Raw genomic sequence first — 15,638 nt, forward strand, 5'->3', positions numbered from 1 at the left:
TCGAACTATAATGTACATGGAATTCCATTTTGAGTTCGATATATACCTATTTTTAAGAAGTCGTAGTTTATAACACAGTCCAAAACTCCTTTGTTTGCATTTACTATCTCATCACAACAAAGGAGTTGATTTGAAGTGGCCATTCGTCCTCCACAAACATTGAAATCTACGGGCAGGAAGGTTCCTGTTACGAGATATCGCAATGTGAGTCCAACACAAACCCTGCGCCGATTTACGGTCATCTGGGCTAACACAAACGGTGTTCCTTTTAACACAACCGGATTTTTTGCTATACTCCGGCGTCTAGATGGAAGCTTTGTGCAAGCTGCAGGCTTCGATGGTTTTGGTACTGCCCGATTCAGCAGAGTCCGTACACCTACGAACCAGGCTTTTATTCTGCGTACCTTTAGAGACGATGGAACGCTATTCCGGGTTAGAACCGTACCTGCTGGCGTGTCCTCGTTTGTCGTTATCGGTTAAGTTAGTACCGAACACAACCTTAACGTAGGTAACCAAAAAAGCAGTCAGAAACAGAGCATATCTGTCCTAGCTGCTTTTTTATTTGGCCTACCTATTCGGAATCTTCTTCCACTATTGCATTTTTCGCAACGGCTGTTTTGTACACCGTTTTGAGCCAGTTTTCACTCGACCAGTTCAGCTTGCCTGCACCCGCTCCATCCTTGGCCTGCAATTGAGCAACCAGGTTAGCAGGGTCTTCAGCAGTATAGCTGTATGGCAACGTTGTGAACCCATTCCAAGAGAAGCTCTTGGCCTTCGCTGGATAAGGGGCTAACGGGCTATTCGTATCGTCACTGCCTCCTCTAAATACGGTACCGTTGTCCGAAAAGATAACGTCTTCGGCTTTGATTTTACCTGTGTAATCCGCTTTGTTAGGATCTTTTTGATTATTACGCACTGGAGAAAACACATCAATTAAATAAGACTTTTCTAGCAACACCGCGCCGTTTTCTGTTGAAATTGCACCATTACCCACGACATCAAAATGGTATCCTTTTGCGGCAATTGCTTTAGCCATGTCAGAAGTGATTCTTTTTTTGGCTCTGGCCAATCCAGCATCGTCCATAACGATGTTATATGCATGAGCATTACCAGCACGCAGACGAGGCATGCGATCCTGAATATCCAGGTAGTAATTATGATGCAGCGTCACCTCAAGGTCTGCATTGTCGGAAGCCATTTCCGTAGCACCGATCAGATGAGCCTTCTTTTGTCCTGCTGCAATATCAATGATATCTTCTTTACTCATGCCTACTGCACTGCTTCTCAGATAAGCGTACATAGGATAGGAAGACTTGTCTGCTTCCATCGCGTTGACTTGTTGGGTTACCCAGCTGTTGGAGCTGCGGTCATCTCCTTTGAACAAAGACCAGGAAATCGTAACTCCGTTACTACCTTTTTTCACATCTACCAGACCATCATAGGCTTTGTTAAATGTACAGTGGTCGATCCATACCTTGGAACTTGTACCTTCGATGGTAACATAATCCCAGTCATTCTTATCATAGTTCCCTTTGGTTGCTTCATCCCACTCCCAAAGCTCATCAAATTCGAGGTTACGGAAAATCAAATTAGAGCTTCTTTTGATGACAAAGCCAGCATGTTTGATTTTCGCACCATTGGCAGAGAAAATCGTAACCCCATTCATATTTTCGATATAGACTTTGCTCACACCTGTCTTTTTCAGAACAGGATGCGTCTGTACAGGGTTGTTGGCACTAAAAGGCATTACTTTAGCAGCAGTAGGAATTTCATTCCAACCGAGATCAAGATCGTTCATAATCTCAATCACTTTGACTTTGCTGCCTTTCTTCAGTGCTTCGTTGAGATCTACAGCGTTGTAAACCTTTTTGTAGTTGGCATCTGTATCCGCAATATTGCCACCACCTGTATTACCATACGAAAAGCCAGTCAAATTATAGTTGTTTTTGGAGGTTACATCAGGGTCCACTCCAGGAGTCGGTTGTTCTGTACCTGGTGTTGGGTTCACAGGCGGTGTTCCTGGATCTACCTCAGAAGAAGCACCGGATACAATCACATTATCGAATTGGGCAGCTGTTTTAGAGGTTACCAAACCAATGGCTCCAGCAGTGAGGCTGGTGTCTGTTACGGACAGCTCCAGTTGATCATTGACATACATTTTGATTTCTGAACCAGATAGTTCCAGCTTGACTCTGTACCATGTATTCGTGTCCAGTTTGTATTTTTTATTGGTAGCCAGTGTCTTCATAGAGCCTTTGACTTTTTTTCGAATCTCAAGAGCCCCATCTTTCTTGTTGTACAACGATGCGGCATAGAAGTTGTTGGAATCTGTGTATCTACCTGCAACGTAGACTCGATTGGAGCCATTAAAATCATTTACATATACATCTGCTTGCACGCTATAGTTCGTCCATGAGGCATTACCTTTGACGGAATGGCTTTCGCTTCGACTAGATTGTTGGTATGTAGAACCATTCCCATCCTTGACCACAGACCAGTTCCCCGAATCTGCGGTCCAGCCTTGAGCTTCTCCTTGCTCGAAATCATCACTTATCTGTAAATTCCCATCTGCATGTGCATGACCTAGCAACGGTAATGATAAAGACAGTACCAACGTACTGCTTAGCATTACACTTGCACATTTTTTTAACAGACTCGACTTCATTATAACAATCCCCTTCTTAATTAGATTCATGAATACTAAAACAAAGGTTGCACCGTTCATCGGACATGACATGCCCCAACGGTATATAACGTACTGATGAAGGGAATAATGTCCCAACACCAATGAGGGCCCCAATCGCTATACTCCAATAATTATAGGCATTTAAATAAATATTAAAATATGTCTAATTACTTATCTTTTGTCTTAATTTCTCTATTAATTTTGCATCCTGTTTCGTGAACACGCCAAATGCTGTTTCATAAAATCACAAAAAACGATATTTTTTTATTTTTGAATAAGACATACGGTTGTCATGTTGAGAATGGTACATATAAAGGAGTGAGTATTATCCATATCATTTAAAGGAGCGATTAGATGTCCAGCTACGACTACGCTTCCAAATTGGAGTTAAAAGAAGCCATTCATGCCTCCTACTTACGATTTGACGGTGAGTTCCAGGAGATCGACGAGAGCCAAAAGGATATTCGTATCCCTGAAGTAGATAAAACACCCGCAGAAATGATCGCCTACCAGCTCGGATGGCTTCATCTTGTCATGACATGGGACAGGGACGAACGGGAAGGAAAAACCGTCATCATGCCCGCTCCCAATTATAAATGGAATAGACTAGGCGAACTATATCAATCATTTTACAAGACCTATTCCCACCAATCTTTACGTGAATTACGCGATATGTTCAAGTTGACTGAGCAAAAGTGGCTGGACTGGATCGACACACTTAGCCATGAAGAGCTCTTCACTCAAGGCGTTCACAACTGGACGGGTACTAATCCGAACTGGCCCATGGCAAGATGGATTCACATCAACTCGGTGGCACCGTTTAAAACATTCAGAGCCAAGATACGGAAATGGAAGAAATACAAAGCCCAACAGTGATGAAAAAAAGTGTACATTGTGCTACAATACTTGAGTTGTATCGGGATACATTTAGGGAAGGGTAAGTGAAACGCCATGCTTATTATTGGTATTGCCGGCGGTACAGGTTCCGGTAAATCGACGGTAGCACGCGCCGTCGTTGAGCGTCTGGGATCTAATAAAGTGACTTTCATATCTCAGGATAACTATTATAAAGACCATTCACATCTGAGCTATGATGAACGTGCTTTGGTCAATTATGATCATCCGTTTGCCTTTGACAACGAATTGCTTATTGAGCATCTCCAATGTTTGAAAAAAGGACAAGCAACACAAGCACCAGTGTATGACTTTACGGTTCATGCACGCTCCACGGACGAGACGGTAGAGCTTCTGCCAAATCACATCGTTATGTTGGAGGGTCTGCATGTGCTGTCAGACGAAAAGCTCCGCAGCCTGCTTGACATCAAAGTATTTGTGGATACTGACCCTGATGTGCGCATTCTCCGTCGGGTTCTTCGCGATATTGAGGAACGCGGCCGCACCATCCATTCGATCCACGATCACTATTTGACTACCGTTAAGCCGATGCATGAGGCATTTATTGAGCCTTCCAAGAAATACGCTGACCTGATCCTTCCTGAGGGAGGACACAATGAGGTTGGTATTCAACTGCTGTCTATTTTGACTGAAAAATATTTGGCGGGAGATCGGACGTGGGGAACTGTATAAAAGGAGAAAAGCACCCTTTGGAGGAAGCTCACTATCACTTCGACTCCAAGGGGCGCTTCTTTTGTTTTCACCAAACCTGAATTACAAAGAGGTTGTTGTCTTTTTGAAGGAAAGTGTATTGTGCAGCCTGCTCTTATCTACTTCAGCAGGGCTATTATCAAAATGCCGGATCTCAATATCTTCCCATAGACAACTTCTGGCACGGATTCCTTCCACAAAAGCATCCCAATGGGCAAATTTCCATTCATCCCGCTCCAATCCACGGGCTTTCATCCTCTCTTTTAATGTGTCAAAATCCACGTCCACCTGTAATACAAGCGGTCTGACATGATGCCAGTCGTATTTTTCTTTTAATTCCCGAATGTAATCTTTGTTAGAAAAATAACCGAGAAACGGTGCATCCAGAACGACGGATCTCCCCAATTGAAGGTTATCATTGGCTAAGTCCAGCAAAGTCTGATATTCAAGCGGCATGATCGTATCGCTATAAAAAGTGTTGCCGTCACGCTCATGAGGCGAGTATCCTTTGGACTCCAACAGTAGGCCCGTGAACTTATTACAGATGATATCTTTATCCAAATAAGCAAAATGATATTCTGTAGCAATGAGCTTACCTATCGTAGATTTACCTGAACTGGCAGCCCCGATTAAAAATATAGCTGTAGGTTGCATCCGTAATTCCTCCTTATAACCCGCAATCTGTATTTCAGGATTTTTGCACATTTTCATAAATTAAATCCTTAAATGTATACGGTTCCAATTGATAGCGTAGCAACACCCGTACGGTACACATCCAGGAGCTGCTCAAAATCCCACTTTGTTCGCATATACGAACTAAATTCGTAGTATTGAATTTATTTTTTATTTAGATTATAACGTTTTCATAAGAAATTCAATCCCATATCGGAATAAATAAAATATTTTGTAAAGGTTATTGATCTCTCTTGTGGGGCTGTACTATAATAAACCCAAGTTCGAAATAATGAACACTGTTCGCATATACGAACAGTAATTGAATGAAGGAGATTGCATGGAAAATTTTAAGCTGAATAAATCAGCCGAAAGGGTTGTCGATCTTCTGGTCCTGTTATCTAATAGCAGTTCCCCGCTGACACTGAACGAAATTTGCAAGACGTTGGGGCTGCCCAAAAGCAGCGCCTTCGAACTGGTGCAGACATTACTCTATAAAAACTTTATTGAGCTGGATGATCCGCGCCTGAAGACCTATCGTTTGGGCATTGGCGCCTTTGAAACCGGTATAGCTTATTTATCCAATATGGGCATCCCCCATCTGGCCAGACCGCTGTTACAGGAGCTGAACAGACAGACGGGCAGCACTGTTTTTCTGGGAGTCGAGGATAAAGGGCAGATCGTGTATCTGGATAAGGCGGAAAATTACTCTGTTATGAGACCGACAGCAAAGCTAGGCTCACGAAGATTCATACACACCACAGGAATCGGTAAAGCACTTTTGGCAGCGTTACCAACGGAAAAAATCCAGTTTATTCTGGGAGTAGACGGAGAAATTCCGGCCAAAACACAATACTCAAAGGTAACGTTACAAGAAATTTTGCAGGATATAACGGAAATTCGGACGCGTGGCTACTCCATTGATGACCGGGAAGACAATCTGGAAATGTATTGCATCGGTTCTGCGATATATGACCAATGGAATCAGCCGGTGGCAGCGATTAGTGTGGCGAGTATGTACTCTACCATGACACCGGAGCGCGAGGGTATGATCGTCAAGCTAGTCAAGGAAACAGCGCTAAAGCTCTCCAACCAGTTGGGATACCGTGGTGAAAGTCTGTATAACGATTAGGAGGATAAGATGATGTGGAAGAAGTTCAATAATCTCAAGAAAATAGCGGACACAGGCATTGTGTTGATCATTCGTTTGGACAACGAACAAGAGGCTTTGGCTGTAGCAGAAGCAGCCGTAAAAGGCGGTATTAAGGCGCTGGAAATCACAATGAGTGTGCCGAATGCGCTTCATGTCATTCAAACACTGGCAGAAAAGTATCGTGAAGAAGACGTTCTTGTCGGCGCTGGAACCATATTGGATGCAGAAACGGCAAGAGCGGCTATTCTAGCGGGGGCAGAGCTTCTGGTAAGTCCGCAACTCAACCCCGAAATGATCAAAATGGCCAACCGTTATCAGGCCGTGACCATTAGTGGCGCTTTTACCCCGACGGAAGTATTGGAGACGTTGGAAGCCGGGGCGGACATTGTTAAACTTTTCCCGGCCGAAGGGTTAGGTCCACAATATGTAAAATCGGTTACCGCCCCACTTCCTCAAGCTCCCATCGCCCCTACTGGAGGAGTCACTCCGCAAAATGTGCAGGAATGGTTACAAGCTGGCTGCATCGGAGCTGGCGTAGGAAGCTATATCACCAAGGCTGCGCAAAAAGACGGAGATTACAGTAAAGTTACGGCGGCTGCCAAGGAATTTCTGGAGGCCGTTGCGGCGGCACGTTCCATATAAGATATCGATTGGCTAAGCCTGTATAGACCACATTAGGCAAGATATGCGGCATCACAACGATCAATAGCTAACTTTCGAATTTTCCGGAAAGCTTCGAACCCATCGTTGTGAATCGCCCATATCAACAGAGCTAAGGAATCATCGAAATGAATTTGATGATTAGAGGAAATGTAAACGCATACAATCGTGATTTGAATGACCTATTTTTAATTTGGCATCAGCCTTTTTAATAAACAGCCTAGATCAAGGAGCGTGAGCTTTCATGAACAAAATCGGGAATAACCATGTAACATCCACAGGAAAACCCAAAAAGGCAGGTCTGCGCTGGGGCATTATTTTGATGCTTCTGCTTGGGGCCGTCGTCAACTATCTGGACCGATCGAATTTAAGTATCGCGAATACGACCATCGCAGCGGAATTTGGACTATCCTCTACACAGATGGGTCTGCTGCTGTCCGCCTTTCTCTGGCCTTATGCTTTGGCTAATCTTCCGGCAGGATGGCTTGTTGACCGCTTCGGTCCAAAGAAAATGTTCGCATGGGCTTCTGGACTGTGGTCGGTCGCAACCATTATCAGTGCTTTTGTAAATACCTATTCTCTGCTGTATGCAATGCGTATGCTGCTCGGTGTGTCGGAATCTCCATTCTTTACATCAGGACTTAAAGTGACCGAAAGATGGTTCGCTAAAAGTGAGAGAGGCCTTCCAACCTCTATTATTAATACGGGCTCGCAAATTGCCAATGCTATTGCTCCACCCCTGCTGACTGTTCTTATGCTGACCATGACTTGGAGAGGCATGTTTATCTTCGTCGGCGCAATGGGTTTGATTATTATGCTGATCTGGCTGAAAGTTTACCGCGATCCAACTTTTGCCGAAAAGCAGGCCATCACTCAAAATGATATGGCTGCAGACGTAGTTCCTGCTGCGGAATCAGATGCGGCACAATCAGAAACACAGGCGCCAACAGCCAAATGGTCTTCTCTTTTCAAGAATTCCAGCACTTGGTTTATGATCATCGGTAATTTCGGCATCATGTTCACAATCTGGGTATACCTGACCTGGTTGCCAAGCTATCTGGAGAAGGAACAGGGCTTCACGCTGAAAGAAACCGGGTGGATTGCATCCATTCCATTTGTTGCAGGCATTATTGGCGTACTGCTTGGTGGTTTTATTTCCGACTATTTCATCCGCAAGGGGGTTGCTCCTGTGACCTCACGTAAGATACCTATTGTTGGTGGTGCCATTTTGGCGGCGGCATCTGTAGCGCCGATTCCTTTTATAGACAATACAGTTGTCAGCATTGTACTTCTCTCTGTCGGTTACTTTGCTTCCCAGTTGCCTTCAGGCGTTATTTGGACATTGGCAGCCGATATTGCTCCGGGGGAACAGGTGGCATCCCTGGGCGCCATCCAAAACTTTGGCGGTTTTCTGGGTGCTGCTCTAGCACCCATTGCAACCGGATACATTTTGGATACAACCGGAAGCTTTAATAATGTATTTTTACTGGGAGCATCCTTGCTCGTTATGGGAGCGATTTCATACGGGGTATTCCTGAAAAAACCGATTACTCGAACTACGTAAACGATGGACGATGCATGAGCAACGGATAGATTGAGCCTATTAATAGAAAGAAACGGAAAAGCAGGTTTGCTTTTCCGTTTCTTTTTTCCATATATACGGCTTGTTCTCCATATAATATTCAATGGCCCGGCAACCGATATGAAAAGAAAGGCTTAATTTGAGACATCTTTGGATTACATCTGTAGTTTATGTTAGCATGTAAAGATTAAATACTTTATATTTCAGCCAATTTGGAAGCGTTATCAACTATGTGTCTCAAATGATGTGACGTCCGCCTTATGGAGGTCTTTTTTTGAATAGGTATAATTACGGAGAGTGCTGCCATGAAAGAACTATGCAATATTTTAATTGTAGATGATGAGATATTGGTACGGCAAGGGATCAAGCATCATTTATCGTGGGAACAGTATGGATTTCGCATTGTAGGTGAGGCTTCTAACGGGAAAGAAGCACTGGAGCTGATTGAAACCTTGCGCCCTCATATTGTCATTACAGATATCGTAATGCCGATTATGGATGGCGAGGAGCTGACGCGCATAGTCAGACAGAACTATCCAGATATCGAAGTCATTGTACTTAGCAGTTACGGTGAGTTTAATTACGTGCGATCTACCTTTCAGCAAGGGGTTGCTGACTATATTTTAAAACCCAAGCTGGACACGGATGAGTTGCTCCAAGTACTCCAGAGAACCGCTCGCAAAATTCCATCCATTCAGTATCAGGCAGATGCTAATAATAGTCAAATTACAATAGATCATGTGATCGAAAAGCTGATCTCCGGATATAGCATGGACTATGACGCTGAGCTGCTGAAGCAAGCATTTCCTTATGTCCGTTTTGCGCTTATAGGTGTGGAACAATCAGCACCGCAGAATAAAGGACGCTCCATCTCTGCCTCGGATCTATTTTCCAAGCTAACAGATCAAGTATCCTCTGCTTGTGAGCACATCGTACTGCGACAACTGCCGTCTGATGTCTATGCAGCTGTGGTTTTAGCCAATCTTGATCCACGGGAAGTAGACGCCTGGATGGCTGCGGTTAGGGAAGTTGCTCAGGAGACAAAGCGAGTCGATCCACAGACAGGCTGGGCAGTTAGCCATTTATTTGATGACTTCAATCAGATTAGTGACGTCTATCAGGATGAACTGCCCAAACTGCTGAGTTACCGCTTTTATTTCCCAGGAACAGCGCTGCTAATAGAAGACGAACTCACTCCGCCTGTACAGGTGAACAGCTCGTTCAACTTAAAACAGTTTACAGAAGAGATGAAGCGTGAGCATTTTGATACAGCTTTTCAGGATTTGAGATCCTATGTAGCCGCCATGTCCGGCAACTATACCTCTACCGCTTTTGAATTCAAATCGCTTCTCGGAAATATCGTGTTTAACATTACGATTTTGCTCGGGAATCAGGGGTATGATATGAAGGAGCTGGATGCGGCGAAATATTCCTATTTCAAAACAATTAATGATGCCCCTCATGTACATGAAGCCGTGCGCCTTCTGGAGACTTTTTTGGAGGAAGCGAACAGACAGATTATGGCTAAGACACAGCAAGGAAGTAGCGCAAGCATGAAAAAACTGCTGGAGTATATTGAGGAGCATCATGCTGAAACACTCAATTTGACGACACTTGGGCAATATTTTCATTTTAACCCTTCCTACTTGTCCAGCTATTTTACGGCACACCATACAGAGGGCTTTAGCGAGTATCTGAACAAAATTCGGGTTGAAAAAGCCGCAGAGTTACTACGGTCGGGGACGATGTCCATTTCGGATATTAGCAGCACGGTAGGCTATTCGGACCCCAGCTACTTTACCAAAGTGTTCAAAAAAGTGAAGGGTTACTCGCCCAGCCAGTACCGCCGGGAGCATCTCTATTAGAGAGTAAGCCATATCTGCCAGCAGAAAAGAGATTGATTATGAAAAGGTATATCCATAAGATCAAATATCAAGGTCTGTTCTTCAAAATCTTTATTGTTATGGTGGTCAGCATCACTGCGGTGTCCTTGCTGACCTCTTTGGTGACGATTCGGATGTCTGAACGACTTTTTGCTGAGACATTCAGTATTACAAATGCCAAGGTACTCAGCCAGATTCAATCCAGCTTTGAATCCTTCAATGATTCTATCGTGAATGCCGTAACCCATGCTTCGGAAAATGGAACGGTCAAGAACTATCTGACTGGCGGTCAATCTGACTCGATTAACTCGGCAAGGACTTACTTCGGAATGGCACAGCAAATGAAGCAAATTAAATCGAACGTCGATGCCTATGATGTCGGTGTCGCTGTAACAGGTCTGAACGGCCGGAGCTTTTACTCCGACTCGTCCTATTGGCCTGTAACTGCGGAAGAACTTAAAAGCAATGCTATTACAGCCCGAAGTGTAGCACGACCCGCACAGCTTATGTATCAATTGGATATTGAATTATTTCAGCAACAAATGAATAATACCGCGCAAAAGCCAACACCCTATATTATCGCCTCCAAACCATTTATGGAGCGGACCAGCGGCACCCTGTACGGCATGATCTACATCGCCATTCGGGAACCTGAATTACGCCGTTTTTACAACAGTTTCACGAGCAACGGCAATGATGTACTTATCTTGGACAAGTCGGGACTGATTGTATCGAGCAACCGTCAGGACCTGATCGGACAACGCTCCAGTGAGCTGCTAGGCTATGCCACAAAAATCAATGAACAGGGACTTAACTACATTAATGCAGATGTGATGAATAAGGAAAGTATCCTCCTTTCCAACTATATCCCTTCATTTGATTTTTATCTGGTGAACATGATCGACAGACAAGCCGCGATTGGGCAAATTATTGACGTTAAATCCGTTGTATGGATCTGCATTGCCATCGTACTGATTGCTTTGGTGATCGTTTTCCTCATATCCCGTCGACTGATTCGTTCCCTGACTCGACTTGTGAAGCAAATGTCGACCATACGCGAGAAAAATTTTGATAATTATATCCCGGTAACGGGCAGCTATGAGGTTAGACAATTAAGTCATGCTTACAACTACATGCTGGATGAACTAAATGACTATATCCGTAAGCTTTTAGAGACACAAAAGGGTCAACGGAACGCAGAGCTTGCTGCACTACAACGGCAGATCAATCCGCATTTTCTGTACAATACACTGGCTTCGATCAAAATGCTGGTGCTCAAAGGAAATAAGGAAACAGCCGCCGAGACGATCAATGCACTCATTTCCTTACTGCAAAATACAATCAGCAATGTGAGTGAAACGATCACTATTGAGCAGGAAATGGCCAACATGCAAAATTATGTGTTCATTAACCATGTGCGCTACGGGCAGCGGGTACAAGTGAATTATTTTGTATCACCCGATTGTCTGGAGTACCATGTGCCCAAGCTCATCATTCAGCCTTTTATTGAAAACTCTTTCTTCCATGCGTTTAATGAAAAAAATGTAGGGCACATCTATATATTGGTGTCCAAAACGGAGGATACATTGATCTGTGAGGTGGTCGATGATGGAGACGGTATGGATTTAGACGGGCATACGGCGCAAGACGGACTCCCGAATCCCAAGAGTAAGCGCCAACTGTTCACAGGCATCGGCATCCAGAATGTGCACAACCGCATCACCCTTTTATATGGAGAAGAATATGGCGTGACCATCTCCAGTAAAAAAGGCGAGGGCACCAAAGTAAGAATGACCCTGCCATTGATTTTGAAATCGAACGACTCCACTAAATAAATCTATATATACTGAACTTAAAAAATGCACATGTAAAACGGAGTGGGTGGTATGGTGCTGTACAAGCGAAGCGGTCGCTTTAAAAGCTTTCCGTAGGAAAGCTAGCTTCGGAAGCATCACCTCCCCGGATCTCTACTTTAAGAAAGACTTCTTTCAAGAAATCCGGGGGCGGGGGCGATGGGAAGCACCATCCACATGCGTAGTAACACACCATCTAATTTCAAACTCACCTAAAAAAAATACCTAAACCAAAATAAAATACAAATGTAAGCGGTACCTTTTTTGATAAATCATAATAATAAGACCAATCCTTATAAAGATATTCCTAACGCCGACAAAGTATGGATGGTACACTAGATTTATAAATAAGGTAACCGCTTTCATTTAAGAGGTTTAGAACTAGCAAGCAACATATAAAAAAAGAGTAGGGGTTGAACAAAATGAAAAAAATGACTTTCCTTCTGCTGATTGCAAGCTTGATCTTGCTATCCGCATGCTCCAGCAATTCCGAGAAAGCAGCTACTACCACAGATTCAGGCAAAAAAGAAATCACCGTCTGGGCTTGGGACCCGAACTTTAATATCGCAGCCCTGAAGCTGGCAAAAGATCGCTACGTTGCCAAACATCCAGATGTAACCGTAAACATTGTTGAATATGCTCAAAACGATATTGTACAAAAAATGAATGCCGGCCTTAACTCCGGATCTACCAAAGGATTGCCGAATGTGGTTCTGATCGAGGATTATCGGGCACAGAACTTCCTGCAAGCCTATCCCGATTCTTTCCATGATATGAGCAGCACGATCAAAGCATCCGACTTCGCTGATTATAAAATCGGACCGACTAGCTACAACGGCAAACAGTATGGTGTTCCATTCGACTCCGGTGTTATGGGACTGTATGTAAGAACGGACTATCTGGAACAAGCCGGCTACAAAGTAGCAGACCTGACTAATATTGATTGGGACAAATTTATTGAAATTGGTAAAGCCGTAAAACAAAAAACAGGCAAAGAAATGCTGACTCAAGATCCGAATGACCTCGGTCTGATCCGTGGTATGATCCAAACTGCAGGTTCATGGTACCTGAAAGAAGACGGTAAAACACCAAACCTGGCTGGTAATCCAGCTCTGAAAGAAGCGCTCTTGACGTACAAATCCTTGTTCGACGCTAACATCGTTAAAATGAATGCCGACTGGAGTCAGTTCCTGGCCGCATTCAACAGTGGTGCAGTTGCTTCCGTACCTACAGGTAACTGGATTACACCTTCGATCAAAGCTGAAGCTTCGCAATCAGGTAAATGGGCCGTTGTTCCTTTCCCTAAGCTGAAAAATATTCCTGAATCCGTGAATGCTTCCAGCCTCGGCGGCAGCTCCTGGTATGTCCTTAACTCGGACGGTCAAGATACCGCTGCTGATTTCCTGAAAGAGACATTCGGAACAGATCAAGAACTGTATCAAGATATGCTGAGCAAAATTGGAATTGTCGGTTCATTGAACGCAGCTTCCAGCGGTAAAGCTTATGACGTGGAAGATCCGTACTTCGGAGGCGACAAAGTATACAAGAAATTTGCAGAATGGACTAAGCAAGTTCCAAAAGTTAATTATGGCCTGCACACGTATGCCATTGAGGATATCATGACCGTTGAAATTCAAAACTATCTGAACGGAAAAGATGTAGACGCAGTTCTGAAAGATGCTCAAGGACAGGCGGAAGCACAGCTTAAATAAGACAGTCCATCTAGCCAAGGCTAAACAATAAAACGATAAGCACTTAAAACCTTGGGCTTGCGAGTTCAAGGTTTTATTGCTGCACAGGGAGTTGACATGGTATGAAGACAGCCGCGCCCAAAATAACTACAACACGTCTCAAAGCAGGTATGACAGGATGGTTGTTCATATCCATCGCAGTGATCATGATCGCCGCTTTTTATTTCTATCCGATGATTCAGGCGCTTATCTTGTCCTTTAAGACAGGTACAGGGTCTAATCTGAGCTTTAACGGCATTGATAATTACAAGCGACTCTTCACCGATAAAATGTTTATAACGGCCGTGAAGAATACGTTTATCTATTTAATTTTCCAGGTACCTTTGATGGTCATTCTGGCTCTGTTCATTTCGGTATTGTTGAATGATAAAAACCTGAAATTCAAGGGCTTTTTCCGCACAGCTATCTTCTTGCCGTGTATCACATCCCTTGTAGCCTATTCGGTTGTCTTCAAGTACTTGTTCTCGTCCGATGGTCTGGTAAACTCCTTATTGCTGAATCTGCACGTGATTGGCACGCCCATCCAATGGATTACAGATCCTTTCTGGGCCAAGGTTACGATTATTATCGCGATCACATGGCGCTGGACTGGTTATAATATGATCTTTTACCTGTCCGGTCTTCAGAACATTGACAGTTCCATCTACGAAGCGGCCCGTATTGACGGAGCTTCTCCGATCCGACAGTTTTTCAGCATTACGGTTCCACTGCTTAAGCCGATTATCCTGTTCACTTCGATTACATCAACGATTGGTACACTCCAACTCTTCGATGAAATTATGAATATTACCAAGGGTGGGCCAGGGAACGCGACATCTTCAATTTCGCAATATATTTACAATCTGTCCTTCAAATATTCATCCGACTTTGGTTATGCGGCGACCGTATCTTATTCCATCGTCATTATGATCATTATCTTGTCGATTATCCAGTTCAAAGTGGCAGGTGAGAAAAAATGATGAAAACAAAAAGAGCATTTACGTACGCCTTTCTGATCCTTGTGTCGTTCGTTTCGATTTTCCCGTTCCTCTGGATGCTATCCAGCTCCACGAACCTGTCGGTCGATGTGACCAAAGGCAAGCTTCTGCCTGGCTCCCATTTGATGGATAACATGCACAATTTGCTTGAAAAAGTAGACATCGTTACCGCACTAAGTAACTCTGCAAAAGTCTCCATCTCAACTACGCTGCTGGCTATGCTAATCGCATCACTGGCCGGTTATGGCTTTGAAATTTACAGAAGTAAAGCGAAAGACGTTGTCTTCAATATCCTGCTGATGTCTATGATGATTCCGTTTGCGGCGATCATGATCCCGCTCTACCGGATGTTCGGCAGTATTTCTAATGTCATACCGTGGATCGGTATTGATACACTCTCTTCTGTCGTCATTCCGACCGTAACTACGGCGTTCCTGATCTTCTTTTTCCGTCAAAGCACCAAGATGTTTCCAAAGGATCTACTGGAAGCAGGTCGTATGGATGGATTATCCGAGCTGGGTCTGTTCTTCCGGGTGTATATGCCTACGATGAAAACAACCTATGCCGCTGCCGCAATCATCACATTCATGTCCAGCTGGAACAACTACCTCTGGCCTCTGATTGTGCTGCAAACGCCGGAGAATCAAACGATTCCGCTGTTGATCTCGAACCTTGGCTCCAGCTATGCACCGGATTACGGTGTCATCATGATCGCCATTGTCCTGTCCACACTGCCAACTGCACTGGTATTCTTCCTGATGCAGAAACACTTTGTAGCGGGCATGGTTGGTTCGGTAAAATAACAGATTTCTGTGT

Annotated in this window: 13 protein-coding genes; 11 read left to right on the top strand and 2 right to left on the bottom strand. The window is 44.1% G+C overall.

Features of this window, described 5'->3' with window-relative positions; translation table 11 throughout:
* Positions 1 to 135: 135 nt before the first annotated feature.
* On the top strand, positions 136 to 480 hold the full coding sequence (locus ACQW03_RS09925; protein ID WP_023986544.1) for a hypothetical protein: 345 nt from the start codon (positions 136 to 138) through the stop codon (positions 478 to 480).
* 91 nt (positions 481 to 571) lie between these two features.
* Here the strand turns inward: ACQW03_RS09925 and ACQW03_RS09930 are convergent, their stop codons facing one another.
* Positions 572 to 2,665: a pectate lyase family protein gene (locus tag ACQW03_RS09930; protein ID WP_441949531.1), complete on the bottom strand. Its 2,094-nt coding sequence runs from the start codon at positions 2,663 to 2,665 to the stop codon at positions 572 to 574.
* 375 nt (positions 2,666 to 3,040) lie between these two features.
* On the opposite strand from ACQW03_RS09930, the gene ACQW03_RS09935 reads away from it, so the two are divergent.
* Positions 3,041 to 3,562, top strand: coding sequence for a ClbS/DfsB family four-helix bundle protein (locus tag ACQW03_RS09935; protein WP_076293826.1), 522 nt, complete (start codon positions 3,041 to 3,043; stop codon positions 3,560 to 3,562).
* 75 nt (positions 3,563 to 3,637) lie between these two features.
* Positions 3,638 to 4,273 carry a uridine kinase gene (udk, locus tag ACQW03_RS09940; protein ID WP_013308305.1) on the top strand — a complete coding sequence of 212 codons (636 nt, stop codon included), beginning with the start codon at positions 3,638 to 3,640 and terminating at the stop codon, positions 4,271 to 4,273.
* Positions 4,274 to 4,354: 81 nt separating this feature from the next.
* Here the strand turns inward: udk and ACQW03_RS09945 are convergent, their stop codons facing one another.
* Positions 4,355 to 4,945 carry an AAA family ATPase gene (locus tag ACQW03_RS09945; RefSeq protein WP_071639121.1) on the bottom strand — a complete coding sequence of 197 codons (591 nt, stop codon included), beginning with the start codon at positions 4,943 to 4,945 and terminating at the stop codon, positions 4,355 to 4,357.
* A 358-nt stretch (positions 4,946 to 5,303) separates the two neighbouring features.
* On the opposite strand from ACQW03_RS09945, the gene ACQW03_RS09950 reads away from it, so the two are divergent.
* The 8 genes from ACQW03_RS09950 (at position 5,304) to ACQW03_RS09985 (ending at position 15,625) form a co-directional block, all read left to right on the top strand.
* The gene (locus ACQW03_RS09950; protein ID WP_071639120.1) at positions 5,304 to 6,095 is read left to right on the top strand and encodes an IclR family transcriptional regulator; all 792 of its coding nucleotides are present in this window, start codon (positions 5,304 to 5,306) and stop codon (positions 6,093 to 6,095) included.
* 9 nt (positions 6,096 to 6,104) lie between these two features.
* Positions 6,105 to 6,758: a bifunctional 2-keto-4-hydroxyglutarate aldolase/2-keto-3-deoxy-6-phosphogluconate aldolase gene (locus ACQW03_RS09955; protein WP_233901797.1), complete on the top strand. Its 654-nt coding sequence runs from the start codon at positions 6,105 to 6,107 to the stop codon at positions 6,756 to 6,758.
* Between the two features lie 262 nt (positions 6,759 to 7,020).
* A complete protein-coding gene (locus ACQW03_RS09960) occupies positions 7,021 to 8,340 on the top strand; it encodes an MFS transporter (protein ID WP_071639118.1) in 1,320 nt (439 codons plus the stop codon).
* A 323-nt stretch (positions 8,341 to 8,663) separates the two neighbouring features.
* Positions 8,664 to 10,223 carry a response regulator transcription factor gene (locus tag ACQW03_RS09965; protein ID WP_441949535.1) on the top strand — a complete coding sequence of 520 codons (1,560 nt, stop codon included), beginning with the start codon at positions 8,664 to 8,666 and terminating at the stop codon, positions 10,221 to 10,223.
* Between the two features lie 38 nt (positions 10,224 to 10,261).
* Complete coding sequence (locus tag ACQW03_RS09970; protein WP_441949537.1) at positions 10,262 to 12,076, top strand: cache domain-containing sensor histidine kinase; 1,815 nt, start codon at positions 10,262 to 10,264, stop codon at positions 12,074 to 12,076.
* 440 nt (positions 12,077 to 12,516) lie between these two features.
* On the top strand, positions 12,517 to 13,806 hold the full coding sequence (locus ACQW03_RS09975; RefSeq protein ID WP_053324404.1) for an ABC transporter substrate-binding protein: 1,290 nt from the start codon (positions 12,517 to 12,519) through the stop codon (positions 13,804 to 13,806).
* Between the two features lie 101 nt (positions 13,807 to 13,907).
* A complete protein-coding gene (locus ACQW03_RS09980; RefSeq protein WP_013308301.1) occupies positions 13,908 to 14,804 on the top strand; it encodes a carbohydrate ABC transporter permease in 897 nt (298 codons plus the stop codon).
* Positions 14,801 to 15,625, top strand: a complete 825-nt coding sequence (locus ACQW03_RS09985) for a carbohydrate ABC transporter permease (protein WP_023986538.1) — start codon at positions 14,801 to 14,803, stop codon at positions 15,623 to 15,625. Before ACQW03_RS09980 ends, ACQW03_RS09985 begins: the two co-directional genes overlap by 4 nt.
* The last annotated feature ends 13 nt before the right edge of the window (positions 15,626 to 15,638 follow it).

Source organism: Paenibacillus sp. DRB1-1 (assembly GCF_052119485.1).
Classification (GTDB): domain Bacteria; phylum Bacillota; class Bacilli; order Paenibacillales; family Paenibacillaceae; genus Paenibacillus; species Paenibacillus polymyxa_B.

Coding starts and splice junctions, on each gene's coding strand:
- ACQW03_RS09930 (WP_441949531.1), bottom strand. CDS start 2,665: ATGAAGTCGAGTCTGTTAAAAAAATGTGCAAGTGTAATGCTAAGCAGT.
- ACQW03_RS09935 (WP_076293826.1), top strand. CDS start 3,041: ATGTCCAGCTACGACTACGCTTCCAAATTGGAGTTAAAAGAAGCCATT.
- udk (WP_013308305.1), top strand. CDS start 3,638: ATGCTTATTATTGGTATTGCCGGCGGTACAGGTTCCGGTAAATCGACG.
- ACQW03_RS09945 (WP_071639121.1), bottom strand. CDS start 4,945: ATGCAACCTACAGCTATATTTTTAATCGGGGCTGCCAGTTCAGGTAAA.
- ACQW03_RS09950 (WP_071639120.1), top strand. CDS start 5,304: ATGGAAAATTTTAAGCTGAATAAATCAGCCGAAAGGGTTGTCGATCTT.
- ACQW03_RS09955 (WP_233901797.1), top strand. CDS start 6,105: ATGATGTGGAAGAAGTTCAATAATCTCAAGAAAATAGCGGACACAGGC.
- ACQW03_RS09960 (WP_071639118.1), top strand. CDS start 7,021: ATGAACAAAATCGGGAATAACCATGTAACATCCACAGGAAAACCCAAA.
- ACQW03_RS09965 (WP_441949535.1), top strand. CDS start 8,664: ATGAAAGAACTATGCAATATTTTAATTGTAGATGATGAGATATTGGTA.
- ACQW03_RS09970 (WP_441949537.1), top strand. CDS start 10,262: ATGAAAAGGTATATCCATAAGATCAAATATCAAGGTCTGTTCTTCAAA.
- ACQW03_RS09975 (WP_053324404.1), top strand. CDS start 12,517: ATGAAAAAAATGACTTTCCTTCTGCTGATTGCAAGCTTGATCTTGCTA.
- ACQW03_RS09980 (WP_013308301.1), top strand. CDS start 13,908: ATGAAGACAGCCGCGCCCAAAATAACTACAACACGTCTCAAAGCAGGT.
- ACQW03_RS09985 (WP_023986538.1), top strand. CDS start 14,801: ATGATGAAAACAAAAAGAGCATTTACGTACGCCTTTCTGATCCTTGTG.